A 13,879-nucleotide genomic window follows, 5' to 3' on the forward strand; every position below is an offset into this window, starting at 1 on the left:
CGGCGCGCGTCACTCGCCATCAGGGAACAAAGCCCGGTTCACAAGCTCGATCCTCCGCTCGAAGATCTCGGCCGGGATCAGGGCGAACCCCTCGTCGTCCTTGCTCAGCAGGACGAGCCTCTGACCCGCGCAGAGGCCGAAGCTGTCTCGCGCAGCCTTCGGGATGACGATCTGGCCGCGCTCGTTCATGGTGACGATACCCCATATGTCCTTGCCCCTCGGTGCGGGGAGCAGCACGCGTCCGTCGTCCATCTCCTCGGTCCTCAGCAGGGCGTCAACCGTGGTGTCGTACACGTGCGCGAGCCGCGCGCACTTCTCGACGTCGGGGATGGTGGCGCCGCTCTCCCACTTGGCGTACGCCTGGCGGGAGATGCCGACCCTCTCTGCGACGTCTTCCTGCGAGAAGCCGTGGATGCTTCGCAGCATGAGCAGGTTGTCCTTGAGCATGTCCGCCCCCTACAGGTCCGTCCTCTCGAAGCTTGTCGCGGCGCTTCTCAGCGCGATCCCGGTAAGGGCGATATAGCACGCCACGCCCGTCGCGAGCAAGCCGAGCTGCAGGGGCAGGTGAGAGAAGCCAAAGGCGTTCAGTGTCTCCAGCCCGGAGACGTGGTGCAGGGCCTCGGCGGCCGCAATCGCCACGAACGCGACGACGATGAAGGCCACGAAGGGCTTGCCGAGCTTATACGAGGTCCTGAAGAAGCCCGCGACGAAGATGAGGTTGAACAGCCCAAACAGCACAAACGCCACGCCGAGTGCGAAGGGGTTCGCGTTCATGAGCGCGTTTTGCAGGTACACCGGCGTGTCCGCGAGCACCGTCATACGAACCACCATCGCAATCGTCATTACGAGCAGCGTGCACATCTCGATGACGCACGAGAAGCAGACCTTGCCCTTAGCAACGTCCTGCTTGGACACGGGAAGGAGCGCTGAGAACACCAGGTCGTTTACCTCACGGGCATTCTGGAAGCTCTGGAAGATGCCGAGGCACGAGAAGAACACGCCGCACAGAATCGGGTACCCGGGGAGGAGGAACATTAAGCCGAACGCGATGAAGGCGTACGAGAGCACCGAGGCGGAGAGCCTCATCTCCTTGACCAGCAGGTTACGCATCCTGCTCACCCCTCTCCAGACGCAGGAACGCCTCTTCGAGCGTCTCGCCTCGCTCTTGGCAGCGTTCCGCGAACTCCTCCTTGGGACAGGCAGCTACGATCTTTCCCTTGGATACGTACACGATGTCATCGGCGCACCGTTCGATGTCGGAGATGATGTGCGTGGAGAAGAAGATGGCCACGCCCGCCTGCCTGATCCGGTCGAAGAGCCCCAGGAGCTCGTCGCGGGAGAACGGGTCGAGCCCGCTGGTCGGCTCGTCCAGGATGAGGGCCTCCGCGCCGTGGGAGAGGGCGAACAGAAGGTTGCACTTCACCTTCATGCCATCGGAGAGCTCGCGCGGTGCCTTGTCCTCGTCGACCGCGAACATGCGCAGGTAGCCCTCGTAGGCCGCGTCGTCCCAGGTATCGTAGAAGAGCTTCATGACATTCTTGATGTCGCGGATCCTCTTGCGCGGGTACCAGCTGACGGTGCCCGTGGAGTAGCCTATGCGCTTCTTGATTCGCGCCTCGTTGCCCGCGAGCGGCAGTCCGAAGTAGTCGATTTCGCCGCGATCGGGATGGACCAGGTTCAGCATCGACTTGATGGCCGTCGTCTTGCCCGCGCCGTTGCGGCCGATGAAGCCGGCGATCCGTCCCCCGGCAAGCGAGAACGAGACCGCGTCGAGTGTGAAGCCGGGATACGTCTTGGTCAGGTCCCGGACGGTAACGATGTCCATGCTCCTCCTCAGAAAGATTTGATTTGTATGAACACCGTAGCGTTCGGTTGCACCCGCTTCTACCAACCGCACTTGGCGAATATCGGCAATTTCCGTTAGCTTTGGTTGCGTCACCCCCACATCCAGACAGCCGTGCAGCGCTTCGGCCACCACTGGATGTCGCGGCGTTCTGGTCAACGGAAAGAGTATGCGGAAGACGTTTACCGATCGTCGGTTTAGTAAGGTAAGACAATTAGGGTTTTTATCTGGACCCATAGGGCCTTGAGTTTCGCACAATACTTTTAGAGGCGCAGCGCTTGATAGAAGTACCCACTCTGGGTACATTATGGGTACAGTTATTTAGGAGGAAATCATGGCGACAGCGACCAGACCGCGCAAGGCGGAGATAAAGACCAGGACGACCGACCAGGTGAAGGAAGACGCCACGAACGTCTACTCACGCTGGGGCCTGAGCCTTTCCGATGCCATAAACATGTTTCTCATCAAGTCCATCGAGGTGGGCGGCCTGCCGTTCAATCTCCGTGTCGAGAAGCCGTCCTACGAGGCGCTTTCCGCCAAGGCATACCATGTTGAGCTGAATCCTGACGGCATCGCCGTCCTGCCAGCCGAGTGGGACGACGATGACGAGTAGCGGAGTTCCTCGGCCTTGGGAGCTATGGCACGCCCGAGTCGATTTCTCCGAGGGCAGGGGTTACAAGTACCGGCCAGTGATCGTCGTGGGCGTTGCGGAGGATGGCTCCATCGTCATGATGGTCACGTCCGCCACGAACAGGCTGCATTTGGAGCACGACCATTTCATCAGCGGATGGCAGGCTGCAGGGCTCGAGAAGCCCCCCATCGCCAGAGCGGACAGGATCGCCCAGATTCCTGCCGACTACCTGAGTACTGCAGGGCGCATCGGTCGCCTCGACGGTGCCGACATCCAGGCGATAACCAGGATCCTTTCCGAAATAGCTGAGAGCTGAATAATCGCCGGCGGCAGTGGCGACGGTGGATCTCCGATGGAGGCGGCGTTTCAAGAGACAAGAGGGGAGCCCGACGTTGTATTCGAAAGCATGGTGCAACTTCCCTCGACGGAGGGAGAGAGGCCGGGATATAGGAAAAGAGCTGTCCGAGATGACGCTGGAGGAGCTCTGGGAGCTGTTCCCCATATTTCTCGTCGAGCATAACGACGAATGGGACTCGCGCTACGACGAGATGGAGGCCCGGCTGCGGCATGTTCTGTCCGAGTGTCCCGTAAAGAGGATCAGCCACGTGGGAAGCACGGCGATTCCCAGGATATGGGCAAAGGACATCGTTGACATTCTCGTCGAAGTCTCAGGCGAGGCGGATTTGGAAGCCGTCGCACACGCCATCGAGGGCGGTGGGTTTCTACGAATGTCCGAAGGTAGGGACAAGATGTCCTTCAACTGCGGCTATACCGAGGATGGGTTTGCGGAGAAGGTCTTCCACGTGCACCTCCGGCGCAGCGGCGACAACGACGAGCTGTACTTCAGGGATTATCTGAGGGAGCATCCGCAGATCGCCCGAGAGTACGAAGCGCTGAAGCTGGACCTGTGGAGGCGATTCGAGTACGACCGCGACGGCTACACCGAGGCGAAGACGGAGTTCGTCAGAAAATGGACCGACGAGGCGAAGGAGGATTACGAGGGGCGCTACTCCTGACCCCGGCTTCGCGTAGGCGAATCTGTGATTCGCCCCCAGCTCCGCGTGCTACAATCGCCCGAGCAGACGATCCGGCGGGAGGCTGGCATGACGTTCGAGACCGAGAGGCTCCTCCTCAGGCCATGGGACGAGAGGGACGCGGAGGATCTGTACTAGTACGCGAGCCATCCCGACGTGGGCCCCATCGCAGGCTGGCCCGTCCACACGAGCGTGGAGGACAGCTGGGAGGTCATACGTAACGTGCTCTCCGTGCCGGAGAGCTACGCCGTGGTCCTCAAGGAGGCGGGACGCCCGGTCGGCAGCATCGGGCTCATGGTCGGTGGGGCGAGCAACATCGGCATCCCGGACACCGAGGGAGAGATTGGCTACTGGATCGGCGTCCCGCACTGGGGGCAGGGGCTCATCCCTGAGGCCACGCGCGAGATCATGCGCCACGGCTTCGAGGATCTTGGGCTCGAGAGGATGTGGTGCGGATACTTCGACGGCAACGATAAGTCGAGACGCGTGCAGGAGAAGTGCGGCTTCCGCTACCACCACACGGCGGAGAACGTCCCCTGCCAGATTGACGGTCTCCGCAGGACAGAGTACGTCACCTGCATCACGAGGGACGAATGGAGTGCCTCCCGGTCGTAGGTGCGCAGTACGTAAGCTGACCTCCGGCGAGGTCGAGAGATACCTGTCGGAGCGCTCGTTTCCGGTGGGCGCGTACGGCGCCCTACATCTGATGTGCTTGATAGTAGCGTTCACCTGATGTCCCACCCGCTTGAAACCGTACTCGCAGAGAAGCTCGAGACCGTCGTCTCCCGTGGCGTGACCACCACACGTCCGCGCGACTTCTACGACGTACACTTCTATGGCGGACCAAGGGCGACACCTGCGGCGTGCCGACATTGCGTGAGGCGCTAAAGGCTGCATGCACTAAGCGAGGCCGCGCAGAGAGGATGGAACGTTGGCGGGCGGTTCTCGATGAGGTCGCGGCCGCCCAGACGATGCTTGCGCTCTGGGGCAAACATGTGAAGAAGAACCCTTACGCATTCGGCATAGAGCTGGCACGCTGCTGCGTGAGTGTTTGCCCGCATAGGCAGTGGCATTATTCGGCTTGAGCAACGCCGATATCCTGTCTGGGCGGGGGCGATCCGGTCCATGATGGCGTCGGCGCGAACGCCGCTGCCCGGTCTTGCGTGCCAGCCCTCCTACTGGAGCTGCGTGCGGGAGATCGTCGACCCCCCTGGACCGTCGCTCCATGATCTCCGGGATGAACGCGCGGAAGCCCTCGTCTGGCTCCTCGAGGGGCCGCTCGTCCATCACGGGAAGCCGGAGGTTCGCCAGCCTGCGGTCGGTGCCGCCCTTCGCCAACGCCGCGCGGCGCGCTTCTCCGAGGTCGGGGACGCGCGCGTGGTGAGCCCTCATCCCACTTCGGCGGCCCTCCCCGGCGGGCGTGCCCCGCCGGCCGCCATCCGCACCCTCCCCTCGCAGGTCATGCCCATGCGCACCGCATCGTCCCGGGACCCGAGAGCCGCGAGGGAGTCCACCGCGCCCATGTCGCGAAGCTCTCCCCTCGCCCCTGCGCTGACGTTCGTCCGCGGCCCTCCGCAGCAGTCGGCGCCGCGGACGCAGCCGGTCGTGGCGCCGCCCACCGCTCCCGCCTTACCCTGGTCGGTCTCGGGCATCGGTGGGTTGGGTGTTCCGCTCTTCGCTGATGCTGACCTTACCGGAGGCAAGGTCAAGGCCTTCTTCGACCGTGTGAAGGTGTGGGACCTCTACGACGTTGCGAATCTCAAGCGCGTGCTCGACGGAAGAGGCGCTGCCGAGTGCGCCGTCGCCCACAAGGCGATTCTCTTCTATGCGTCGCTTTCGGCGGCGTTCCTGCATGGGTTCGAGGATCGCCTCGGACGCTTTGTCGACAGGGGACGCGAGCTCGAGGAGCAGCTCCTGCCCATGCTCAGGAGGGACGAGAAAGTGCCTACCCTCGATGGGCTGATCGGCACCGCGTACGAGTTCGTTTCCGCCTACGTCTTGCCGCGGACGGATGCCGAGGAAGAGTATCTCGGGCGGCTCTCGTAGGGAGCGTTCGATCCAAGCCTGCTCCTCGAAGACGAGGCGATGGCGCGTGCGGCGATCGCCAGTCCGGAAGCCCAGTGGAAGCTGCAGAACATCAGGAAGCTGCGAAGGCATGGCCATGGAGATGCCTAGCTGCATGTAGTCACTCCTCGCGCACGTGGCCATGCCTTCGCAGCTCAGTGCCGCCACTCTTCACTCGGAGCCGTCACTCTCGGGTCAGGGGACGTCCCGTCCCGCCGGCACTGCTTTCGCTCATGTAGTCAGTTGCGTGCAATTGAAATACGTTTCCGTAGGTCAAATTTAAGAGTGGTTGGGATGCTTTTTCGCCCTAACTCTGTCCCGCCACAGAGCCCAAGAGGAGCCTAGCGTTCTCCGAAGAGCTCCTTCATATAGAGTCGCTCTTGGCATAATGGACTCTGACTATCAGCGCACGTCCTTGTTTGCAGGAGAAGAGCACCATCCAGTTGCCACTGACCATGTAGCGGTATCCCGTGTCTAGACCGTTGACGGAGCGAAGCATCATGCCGGAACCGGGAACGCCGGTGAACAGCTGCGCCTTCTCTATGACGGATTCCACCAGGCGTCTTGCGGCGGTTGGGCTGGAAAGCTCGAACTCGGTATGATCCGCGGCTGAAGCGAGGCCTTCCACGGTAGCGGGCAACCGGACGAAGTCCACCTAGCCAGCCTGAGGGAATCGCTTGTCGAACGCCGCGCGAACCTGATCGGTAGTGAGGGTTTCGCGCTCCTCCACAGAATGCACGTCATAGCCAAACTGGGCTATCAGGGTTCGCTCTGCCTCGTAACGCTCGTAGTCCGACACGTCCTGGATGACGAATCTCCCGCGCCCGTTCTTCGTCAGGAACACAGGAGAGCCCGGTGCCACCTCGTCGAGCACCGCGCTGTAAGGCCTCAGATCAGAAATGGGCTTGATGTTCGGCATCACAAGCCTCCTAAGCTGCACATTCACACGTTAATATCACAGTGTCGCTCCGTTCGCCGCAATGCGAAAACGAAGACGCCCCGTTGCCCTTGGGCCCCGAGCTCGCCCCAGCATTCAGGGCTGAGAGGGGAATCCACGACGCTCGGGCACACGCTGGCGAGACATGCAGCCAGGCAGCCCGTGTTGAAATCCGGCGGTACTATGACTGCGTCGGACGGCATGGACTCGACCTCTTCGGCACTTGCGGCCGTGTAACTGCTCTGCCCGCCCGAGCCGAATTCGCCGTACGCAACCCCGCCGCCCCGCGGAGCACCCGCCTTGCTCGAATGTGCTTCAGCCTTTGTGACCCTTGAGATCCCTGCGTCCGCAGCGTCCTTGCCGGGGGTCCCTTCTCGCGACGTCGGATTCCGGCTTCAGGGCGTCGGATTACGAAGCCATCGCAAAGCTCCTTTCGCCCTACTTGTTCCCACTGTGGCGAGGCGACTCGTCAGAGAGCAGACGCCTCGTTCGGCCGTCATTCCCCGCGGGCCCCGCCGCGTGCCACGATCCAGCGTTGCCGCAAGGCGGGCGTTTAATCCTTACTGATCTGCGCTCATTCTCCGCCATTGCGTGTCAAGGCGGAACTCAGTCCTGAGTTCCAGGCGAGTTCCGGTTTTGGGACGATTTCGCGGACGTGAAAATAAGCAAAGCCGCTGTTCAGGCGGCTCGTGGGGTTCGCGCTTCCCTGTTTTGTGTCTATTGAGTGGGAGTAATTTTCGGCTCGCAACACTCTTTCACGGTCTACCTCTAAATACAACGTTTTCGCAGGTCAGAAGTGTTGTATTGAGAATTTCGGCGCACCACTTCATCCCACAAAACAACGCTCCTTTGAGGATATTTCTTCCATGAATTCTTCCATGGAAAATTCCGTGGGAGCGCTGAGATTCGTACAAGTATTTATGAAGGGGACCTGCAATGATCAACGAAGCGAAGATGACCGAACTCACCCAAGCCGAGGACATGGCCTACTTCCGAGCGGATCTCTGCCTGTACTCGCCGGAGAGCTACAGCCTGGAGGAGAAGAAGGAGATCTGCAACGACATGATGGCCACGAGCAAGGCGGTGCTCGACGCCATGCGCGAAGACTTCGAGCAACTGCCCCCGGACGCCCGTGCCAAGCTCCTGGACATGCTCTGCGCCTCCGGCGTCGAGTCGCCCCAGTGGTGGTGGGACGTGCTCGTGGGCGATGGGGACCCGCTCTACCGCGAGCTCGAACCGCTCAGCTAGCCCGAGAACCCACACAGCAAGGCGGAAGGCCGTCTATCAAGCGATAGGCGGCCTTCCGCCCTATTCGCCATCGCTCCCGTAGAGCCCTCGGACGTTGTCGTATGCCCGAAGCAGGAGCACCAGCGGCAGCAGGAACACAAGCAGCGGCAGGCAAAGCAGGATCCCCAGAAGCGCGTCGATCTGCTCAAGCAGCCACCGCGCACGCCTCAGCCACTTCCTCATGACAACAGCACCTCGTTCACGCGCCGCTGCACAACTGAGTAGTACGAACCAAGGCGGCGCTTCCTCTCATCGCCGTTGCCGTAGTCGCCACGGATCACCGCCCGCGCCATGGCGTCGACGTCCATGGAGGTCGAGCTCGTGCCAGAAGTCCCCAGGATCTCGTTCACGCGATCCTGCACGGCCGAGTACTTGGACCCCAGGCACCGTTTGCGCTCGTCGCCGTTCCCGAACTCGCCGGCGATGACGCGCCGAGCGAGCGCGTCCACGTCGTAGGAGCCAGAGGACGAGCCGCCAGACAGGATCCGGTTGACCTCCGCCTGGACCACGTCGTAGCGGGAGCCAAGCGCCGCCACGCGAGCATCGCCATTTCCGAACTCTCCGGCGATGACCCTCGCCGCAAGCTCCGACACGTCGCCGGAGGGCGCACCAAAGCTGCATACGACCGAGGCCCCGCCCACGTCGGCCTTGCCGTTGTAGTGGAGCACGCCGTCCCAGTGCCCGCTGTAGTAGTCGTGGATCCAGCTCTCGCGCCCGGTCTGGTCGCCGGGCTCGCCGTCGATGCCGCCGGTCTCCGAGATCGAGAATTCACCAAGCAAGTCGACCGTGCCGTCGTTGCGGATGCACATGGCCGTGTGAGTGGACTCATCCAGGTAGATGTCGCCGCGCTTGGCGTCGAGCGACATCGACTTCCAGGAGAAGAGGCCCGAGCCCACGAACATCTCGCGCATGCCGCCGATCCAGTTGTAGCGCGTGATGAGCCCGTCGTATGCCGTGCCGGCCAGCGCCAGCTCCCACGCCTCACACACGGCAGAGGAGCAGTCGCGGTCGCCCTTGGTGACCTTGACGACGCCCGCATCGGTGCTCACGTTGCAGTGCCCCGAGGTACCGTGCCGTCCGGGCTGCGAGTACCCATGCTCGGCACAGTTGCAGAGGTGCTCCATGATCTGAGCCGCCACGTTCGCCCTGCTGATAGCCACTTCCTTCACCTCCCCGGTGCCAGCGGAGGCGCCGGCTACCGCGCAGAGCCTCCGCCAGTCGTCCCTGGTGCCGTAGAAGAGGTCGAGGTCCAGGTGCCCGCCGTAGCCGGGTATGCGCCCGGTGCCCGTGTACTGGAAGACCAGCGGAGAAGACCACGCCCCGAAGTCCCAGCCGTCGGTCCACGGCTCGGAGAGGAAGCCGGTCTCTTCGTAGTTGGGGTACTGCGCCACCCACAGCGGGTACGCCTTGGCCACGGCCGCCCAGTCGTACGCGAGGCACACGCTCTTGCTCGTGTAGATGCCGGGCGTCACGCCGGTCTTGTCTCTAACGCGGTCGAGCCACTTCTTCGCCCAGGCCACGCCAAGGTTCAGCGCGTCCGCCTCCCAGTCCAGGAACGGGATCGCCTTGCCGACGTAGGGCCTGAACGCGTTGATGAAGTGGTCCGCCTCCGCCTCTGCCGAGCCTTCGTGGCCCCGGTCGCGCGCGTAGTGGTAGCAGCCGAGCAGCTTGCCGCAGGAGAGCGTGTCGTCGGCGTGCCGGCGGAAGCACTCGTTGGCGTAGCCGGCGCCGCCGGTCGCCTTCACGATGACGAAGTCGCAGGTGTCCATGGCCGATACGACCAGGTCCTCCTGCCAGCCGGAGATGTCGATGCCGTTAAGCCCCACGGACCTCACCCCTCGGGATCTCCTGCTTGTCGCCGTCGCCTCCGCCGAGCGCGGCCATGATGGGGCTCAGCACCGCCATCACCAGCGCCACAACTAAAGCGCGCACGCTCGGGTCCATCACGCACCAGCCCATGATCAGGTCCAAGTTCGCGATCACCACGCCCAACACGCCCTGCACGATCGTGCGCAGGAGCCTCCACTGCCAGTCGTTGCTTGCCAGGAACTCGCTCATCTCATGCCACCTTCCCCTTGATCTCATCGATGTCGTGCTTCGCCACGGCCATGTCCTGCTCGAGCTGATAGGTGCGCTCCAGGACCTGGTTGTGCTTCTCGACCTTTGCCGTGAGGGCGTCCAGCTTGACCTCCATGACGGCCCTGCTCTTCGAGTTGGAGAGGATCACCCCGACGAGGGTCACCACCCCCGTGATGCAAGCGACGATGATTGACTCCATAAAGAACTGCCTCCCAAGGTCTCGTTGTCCGTCCTCGGGAGGCAGTGTCTTATGGCGTCACAAACCCATCCATTCGATGGCATATGCCTGATGTGCGCGTATGCGGCCAAGAGAGCCAGCAATTGGGTCGTATAATTCCGCGTGGAGGTATTCATATGAACGAGCAAACACAAGAGAAGCGACAGCCCGTCATGCCTAAGCCAATACTCGACGAGCGCGAGTGCGAAGAGCTTGATGCGCTGATCGAGCGATATGAGAAGCTGACCAGCCCAGGGCCAATAAGGCGGGCGGCGAAGAAGGCCGGTGCCATAGTTCCGGCAAGCGTTAAGGATGCGGTTGCGAATATCGGCAACAATATCTCGGAACAGGAGATCTACGAGCAGGCGCTCAAGCTCATAGGCAGCGGCTTCAAGGTGCTTGAAGAACAGGCGGCCCGTGTCACGGTGAACGAGGCGAGCATAATCAAGAACGTCAACGCAGTCTCAAAAGCCGCGGACATCGAGAGCATCGAGGAGGTCTGCAGAATCCGCGCCTATGACGTCTCGAAGGCTGCCAACAAGAAGAACACCCAGCATATCCTCGCAGCGCTCGCAGAGGGAGGCGGCACCGGCGTCGCGGGCTTTGCAGGCATACCCTTCAATCTCGTCTTGAGCACGTTCATCTACTATCGGGCCGTCCAGTCGATTGCCATGTCATATGGATACGACGTCAAGAACGACCCGGCAGAACTTGTCATAGCCTCCGAAGTGTTCGCGAATGCGCTCAGCCCTGCGAGCAAGGGTGGGAATGGCGTATCCAATAACGTCGCCAAGTTCATGGCGATCAGCGCCGCAGAAGGCGTAAAGCAGACAGCGAAGAAGACGTGGACCGCGATGATCGAGCGTGGCGGTCCGGCCCTCATCCTCGCTCAGATGCGCGCGCTTGCGAACGCTGCGGCGAGAAAGGCGCTTGAGAACGCGGGTAAGAAGGGCTTGGAGAACAGCGTATTCAGGGAGATCTTCGAGCAGATTGGTAGGAGACTAACGCTCAAGGCAATCCAGCGTGCCGTCCCAGTTGTTTCTGCTGGCATAGGCGCTCTTATCGATACCGTTCAGATGAACACCGTGCTCCAGTATGCTGACATCTTCTACCACAAGCGCTTCCTCATCGAGAAGAAAGATCGCGTGCACCGCCTCTTTGGCATCGTGTCCGACCCTCAAGCTGAGTTGGAGATCGAAGTGCTCGAAGAAGAGCCCATCGATGTCGAGGCCGTAGATGCGACGGAGGACTCGGCAGAAGTGGACAAGCCTGATGGTGAGGCGGCTGAATAGCTCGCCTCACCCTTGAATAGGAATTACGCTGCCGTCAAATAGCCAGCCTGCCCAGCCTTGTCGATCCTCATGTACGTATAGTTCGTGTTCGAGCTCGACCAAGCCGTGCCGTTGCCGCCGACCAGCTTCTTGCAGTTGTAGAAGCACTGCATGCCGGAGATGCCGCTCGTGGGCAGCGCCCAGGTCGAGTCCGCGAGGATCGTCGTGAGGCTGCCGCATCCCGAGAAGCAGTAGAAAAGGTCGGTCAGGTGCGACGGGTCGAAGCCGCGCAGGTCGAGCGTCGTGAAGGCGCAGGAGCTGAACGTGTAGCGTATCGAACGCACGTTGCCCAGGTTCCCCATGCCGGTGACGGCGGCGAGGTTGGTGCAGCTGTAGAACAGGTAGATCAGGCTCAGCTCCGCGAAGGTGCCCATGTCCGCCGCGAAGTGCACGCTCGTGAGCTGCGGGCGGTTCGAGCTGTCCCAGGGCGTGAAACCCATGCCCGTGTACTTGCCGATGGCGCAGATTCGCCCGGTCGCCAGGAGCTCGCGCGTTGCGTCCGGCGTCGCGGTGGCCGTGAGCACCGCCTGGCCGTCGGCGTAGAAGTGCCCGTAGAACCAGGTGCGGCTGTCCGAGTTGGGGTCCGTGAGCACGCCGCCGGTCCCGAGCTTGCACACGCTGCCCGCGCTCGTGCTCGTCGGCACGTAGCCATCGGTGCCGCCCACCAGCCTGCTGCAGCCGTAGAACATGGAACCCGAACTCGTGATGGCGTTCGTGAAGCTCGTGGCGTAGATGGTCTCCAACTTGTCGCAGCTCGTGAACATCTGCGTGGTGGTCTTCACGCCGGAGAGGTGCTCGAACCCGCGCACCTCGGTGCATTCCGAGAACGAGTTGAACCAGTACGCGCAGTTGGTGAGCCCGAGGGGACCGATGGTCGAGTCGATGTAGACCTTCTTCACCAGCAGCTTGATGGAGTCGTAGGAGCGTGCGCTCGCAGACGAGTAGCCCGCCGGGTCGATCTCGAATACCTGCACGATGCGCCCGCCGGTTACGCTCGTGCGCCGCTCGTAGTAGTTGATCTCCAGCGTACTGTCGTCGAGCAAGAGCGCCCGGATCTTGTAGCCCACGTCCCATTCGAGTGCGAGTATCGCGGCCGCCATGTCTCCCGGCGCGTAGAGCGTACTCTCGCCGTTCTGGCCGCGTATGGCGGCAGCGATGTCCGAGAAGACAGACTCCGGCAGCACGCCGGACTCAAGGGTCATGTACGGCTGCGCCTGGTAGTTTCCGGCGTCCGTGCCGTCGAGCGCGGCCACCGCAGCGGCCATCTCACGGGGCTTGTACAGCGTCGCCACGCCCGCCTGGTAACGGATCGCGTTGGCTATGTCGGTGAGGATCGATGTCGAGACGGTTCCAACAGCCATGCCTAGAACTCCTCTTCCTCGAGGTTCGCCAGTGCGGCGATCGCATCGTCCACGTACTGCTTGGTGGCGTAGGCCGAGAGGTCGGGCGTCGTTCCCGCCGGCCCCTGCGGTCCCTGAGGTCCGGTCGCGCCTTGCGGTCCCGTCTCTCCTTGGGGACCGGTCTCGCCCTGGACACCCTGGATGCCCTGCGGACCGCGAAGGTCGGCCGAGCTCGTGCCCGCCGCGCTCGTGACGGTCAGCACAGAGCCGTTCCAGCTGTGCGTGCAGGGCGTTCCGTCGGCGCCTGCAGGACCGGTGGCGCCCTGCGGCCCGGTGTCGCCTGTGTCACCCTTGGGACCTTGAGGTCCCGTCGCGCCGGCGTTGCCAGTGTCGCCCTTCGGGCCCTGGGGGCCGGCCTCGCCGGTGTCTCCCTTGTCGCCCTTAACGCCCTTGGCCACGTCGGCCGTGGTCGTGCCGTTCCTGTCGGTTATCGTGATGGCGCAGCCGCCCTCGGTCTGTGTGACGGTTGCCGTTGGGCTGTAGCCATCCGTGCCGTCGTAGTCGCCCCGGGCCGCCGCCTGCTGAATCGCCGCGGCCACCGCGCTCGCGCTGTCTGCCGCGTCGCCAGCCGCCTCGGCCGCCTCGTTGGCGGCGTCGGCAGCAGCCGTGGTGATCTCGATCGCGCCCTCGTAGCGCTTGATCGTCTCCACGAACAGGGCGAAGCCGTCCTCGCTCTCGGTGCCGCCGACGATGACGGGCTCCACGCGGATCGTGAACGCGCGAGTCGAGATGGACTTGTCGTCCCAGCTCACCATGAACTGGGCGTCCACCGCACCCTCGGACTCCTGCATAGCAGCCGGGTAGTACACGACGTACTGGCCCAGCGACTCGTCGATCTCCTCCATGGGCTCGCACCCGCGCCTGCCGGCCATCTTGTGCCGCCAGAGGAAGTAGACCTCGGCGCCGGTGAGGTCGGCCGCCGCGCCGCCCTGCCGCACGTGCAGCTCCAGCCCGCGCCCCGAGGCGTCGGCCGGAGAGGCCACCAGGAAGTCTCCCAGCCGCTCGTCCGCCGAGTCCCATATCATCGTGTGAAGTCCGTAACCGTCGAGCATGCCG

19 protein-coding genes and 1 pseudogene are annotated in these 13,879 nt (G+C 62.9%); 9 read left to right on the top strand and 11 right to left on the bottom strand.

All coding sequences use genetic code 11. The features are described from left to right. Window positions 1-9 precede the first annotated feature (9 nt). The 3 genes from J2S71_RS05375 to J2S71_RS05385 are packed head-to-tail and all read right to left on the bottom strand — an operon-like array spanning window position 10 to window position 1,825. Window positions 10-447 (bottom strand): helix-turn-helix domain-containing protein, encoded by a 438-nt coding sequence (locus J2S71_RS05375; RefSeq protein WP_307389383.1) that lies wholly within the window; start codon window positions 445-447, stop codon window positions 10-12. Between the two features lie 9 nt (window positions 448-456). Next, window positions 457-1,110 (bottom strand): ABC-2 transporter permease, encoded by a 654-nt coding sequence (locus J2S71_RS05380; RefSeq protein ID WP_307389385.1) that lies wholly within the window; start codon window positions 1,108-1,110, stop codon window positions 457-459. Continuing rightward, entirely contained in the window at window positions 1,103-1,825 is a 723-nt protein-coding gene (locus J2S71_RS05385; protein ID WP_307389388.1) for an ABC transporter ATP-binding protein, read from the bottom strand. Before J2S71_RS05385 ends, J2S71_RS05380 begins: the two co-directional genes overlap by 8 nt. Window positions 1,826-2,177: 352 nt before the next feature. On the opposite strand from J2S71_RS05385, the gene J2S71_RS05390 reads away from it, so the two are divergent. The 7 genes and pseudogenes from J2S71_RS05390 to J2S71_RS05420 all read left to right on the top strand — a co-directional run bounded on the left by J2S71_RS05390 (window position 2,178) and on the right by J2S71_RS05420 (window position 5,554). Further along, window positions 2,178-2,456 (top strand): type II toxin-antitoxin system RelB/DinJ family antitoxin, encoded by a 279-nt coding sequence (locus tag J2S71_RS05390; RefSeq protein WP_307389392.1) that lies wholly within the window; start codon window positions 2,178-2,180, stop codon window positions 2,454-2,456. Continuing rightward, complete coding sequence (locus J2S71_RS05395) at window positions 2,446-2,790, top strand: type II toxin-antitoxin system PemK/MazF family toxin (protein ID WP_040650607.1); 345 nt, start codon at window positions 2,446-2,448, stop codon at window positions 2,788-2,790. The genes J2S71_RS05390 and J2S71_RS05395 overlap by 11 nt, the downstream gene beginning before the upstream one ends. Before the next feature lie 151 nt (window positions 2,791-2,941). Further along, window positions 2,942-3,490 (top strand): GrpB family protein, encoded by a 549-nt coding sequence (locus tag J2S71_RS05400; protein WP_021724841.1) that lies wholly within the window; start codon window positions 2,942-2,944, stop codon window positions 3,488-3,490. Between the two features lie 24 nt (window positions 3,491-3,514). Further along, window positions 3,515-3,646, top strand: coding sequence for a hypothetical protein (locus tag J2S71_RS05405; protein WP_021724852.1), 132 nt, complete (start codon window positions 3,515-3,517; stop codon window positions 3,644-3,646). Between the two features lie 15 nt (window positions 3,647-3,661). Next, window positions 3,662-4,123: pseudogene (locus J2S71_RS05410) on the top strand (GNAT family N-acetyltransferase); the annotation flags it as partial. A 117-nt stretch (window positions 4,124-4,240) separates the two neighbouring features. Beyond that, on the top strand, window positions 4,241-4,396 hold the full coding sequence (locus J2S71_RS05415; RefSeq protein WP_156900947.1) for a nucleotidyl transferase AbiEii/AbiGii toxin family protein: 156 nt from the start codon (window positions 4,241-4,243) through the stop codon (window positions 4,394-4,396). Between the two features lie 633 nt (window positions 4,397-5,029). Then, a complete protein-coding gene (locus J2S71_RS05420; protein ID WP_198009519.1) occupies window positions 5,030-5,554 on the top strand; it encodes a hypothetical protein in 525 nt (174 codons plus the stop codon). Between the two features lie 382 nt (window positions 5,555-5,936). Here J2S71_RS05420 and J2S71_RS05425 read toward each other — a convergent pair whose 3' ends face one another. Together J2S71_RS05425 and J2S71_RS05430 are read right to left on the bottom strand one after the other, a co-directional pair. Continuing rightward, the gene (locus J2S71_RS05425) at window positions 5,937-6,200 is read right to left on the bottom strand and encodes a type II toxin-antitoxin system RelE/ParE family toxin (RefSeq protein ID WP_198009520.1); all 264 of its coding nucleotides are present in this window, start codon (window positions 6,198-6,200) and stop codon (window positions 5,937-5,939) included. 27 nt (window positions 6,201-6,227) lie between these two features. Further along, a complete protein-coding gene (locus J2S71_RS05430; RefSeq protein WP_040650610.1) occupies window positions 6,228-6,491 on the bottom strand; it encodes a type II toxin-antitoxin system prevent-host-death family antitoxin in 264 nt (87 codons plus the stop codon). Between the two features lie 954 nt (window positions 6,492-7,445). Here J2S71_RS05430 and J2S71_RS05435 point away from each other — a divergent pair. Beyond that, on the top strand, window positions 7,446-7,757 hold the full coding sequence (locus J2S71_RS05435; RefSeq protein WP_307389404.1) for a hypothetical protein: 312 nt from the start codon (window positions 7,446-7,448) through the stop codon (window positions 7,755-7,757). 60 nt (window positions 7,758-7,817) lie between these two features. Here the strand turns inward: J2S71_RS05435 and J2S71_RS05440 are convergent, their stop codons facing one another. From J2S71_RS05440 to J2S71_RS05455, 4 genes are read right to left on the bottom strand one after another with little or no spacing between them, the layout of a single operon-like run. Next, window positions 7,818-7,979, bottom strand: coding sequence for a hypothetical protein (locus J2S71_RS05440; RefSeq protein WP_307389407.1), 162 nt, complete (start codon window positions 7,977-7,979; stop codon window positions 7,818-7,820). Then, window positions 7,976-9,622: a GH25 family lysozyme gene (locus J2S71_RS05445; protein WP_307389411.1), complete on the bottom strand. Its 1,647-nt coding sequence runs from the start codon at window positions 9,620-9,622 to the stop codon at window positions 7,976-7,978. The genes J2S71_RS05440 and J2S71_RS05445 overlap by 4 nt, the downstream gene beginning before the upstream one ends. Continuing rightward, entirely contained in the window at window positions 9,612-9,854 is a 243-nt protein-coding gene (locus J2S71_RS05450; protein ID WP_307389414.1) for a hypothetical protein, read from the bottom strand. Before J2S71_RS05450 ends, J2S71_RS05445 begins: the two co-directional genes overlap by 11 nt. Before the next feature lies 1 nt (window position 9,855). Next, window positions 9,856-10,074, bottom strand: a complete 219-nt coding sequence (locus J2S71_RS05455; RefSeq protein WP_307389417.1) for a hypothetical protein — start codon at window positions 10,072-10,074, stop codon at window positions 9,856-9,858. Window positions 10,075-10,229: 155 nt separating this feature from the next. Between J2S71_RS05455 and J2S71_RS05460 the strand changes: the two genes are divergently transcribed. Then, a complete protein-coding gene (locus tag J2S71_RS05460) occupies window positions 10,230-11,384 on the top strand; it encodes an EcsC family protein (RefSeq protein WP_307389420.1) in 1,155 nt (384 codons plus the stop codon). Between the two features lie 23 nt (window positions 11,385-11,407). Here the strand turns inward: J2S71_RS05460 and J2S71_RS05465 are convergent, their stop codons facing one another. Further along, the gene (locus tag J2S71_RS05465; RefSeq protein WP_307389423.1) at window positions 11,408-12,784 is read right to left on the bottom strand and encodes a leucine-rich repeat protein; all 1,377 of its coding nucleotides are present in this window, start codon (window positions 12,782-12,784) and stop codon (window positions 11,408-11,410) included. 2 nt (window positions 12,785-12,786) lie between these two features. Continuing rightward, complete coding sequence (locus tag J2S71_RS05470) at window positions 12,787-13,875, bottom strand: collagen-like domain-containing protein (protein WP_307389426.1); 1,089 nt, start codon at window positions 13,873-13,875, stop codon at window positions 12,787-12,789. Between the last annotated feature and the right edge of the window lie 4 nt (window positions 13,876-13,879).

Origin of the sequence: Olsenella profusa DSM 13989 (genome assembly GCF_030811115.1) — a bacterium.
Lineage (GTDB): Bacteria > Actinomycetota > Coriobacteriia > Coriobacteriales > Atopobiaceae > Olsenella_F > Olsenella_F profusa.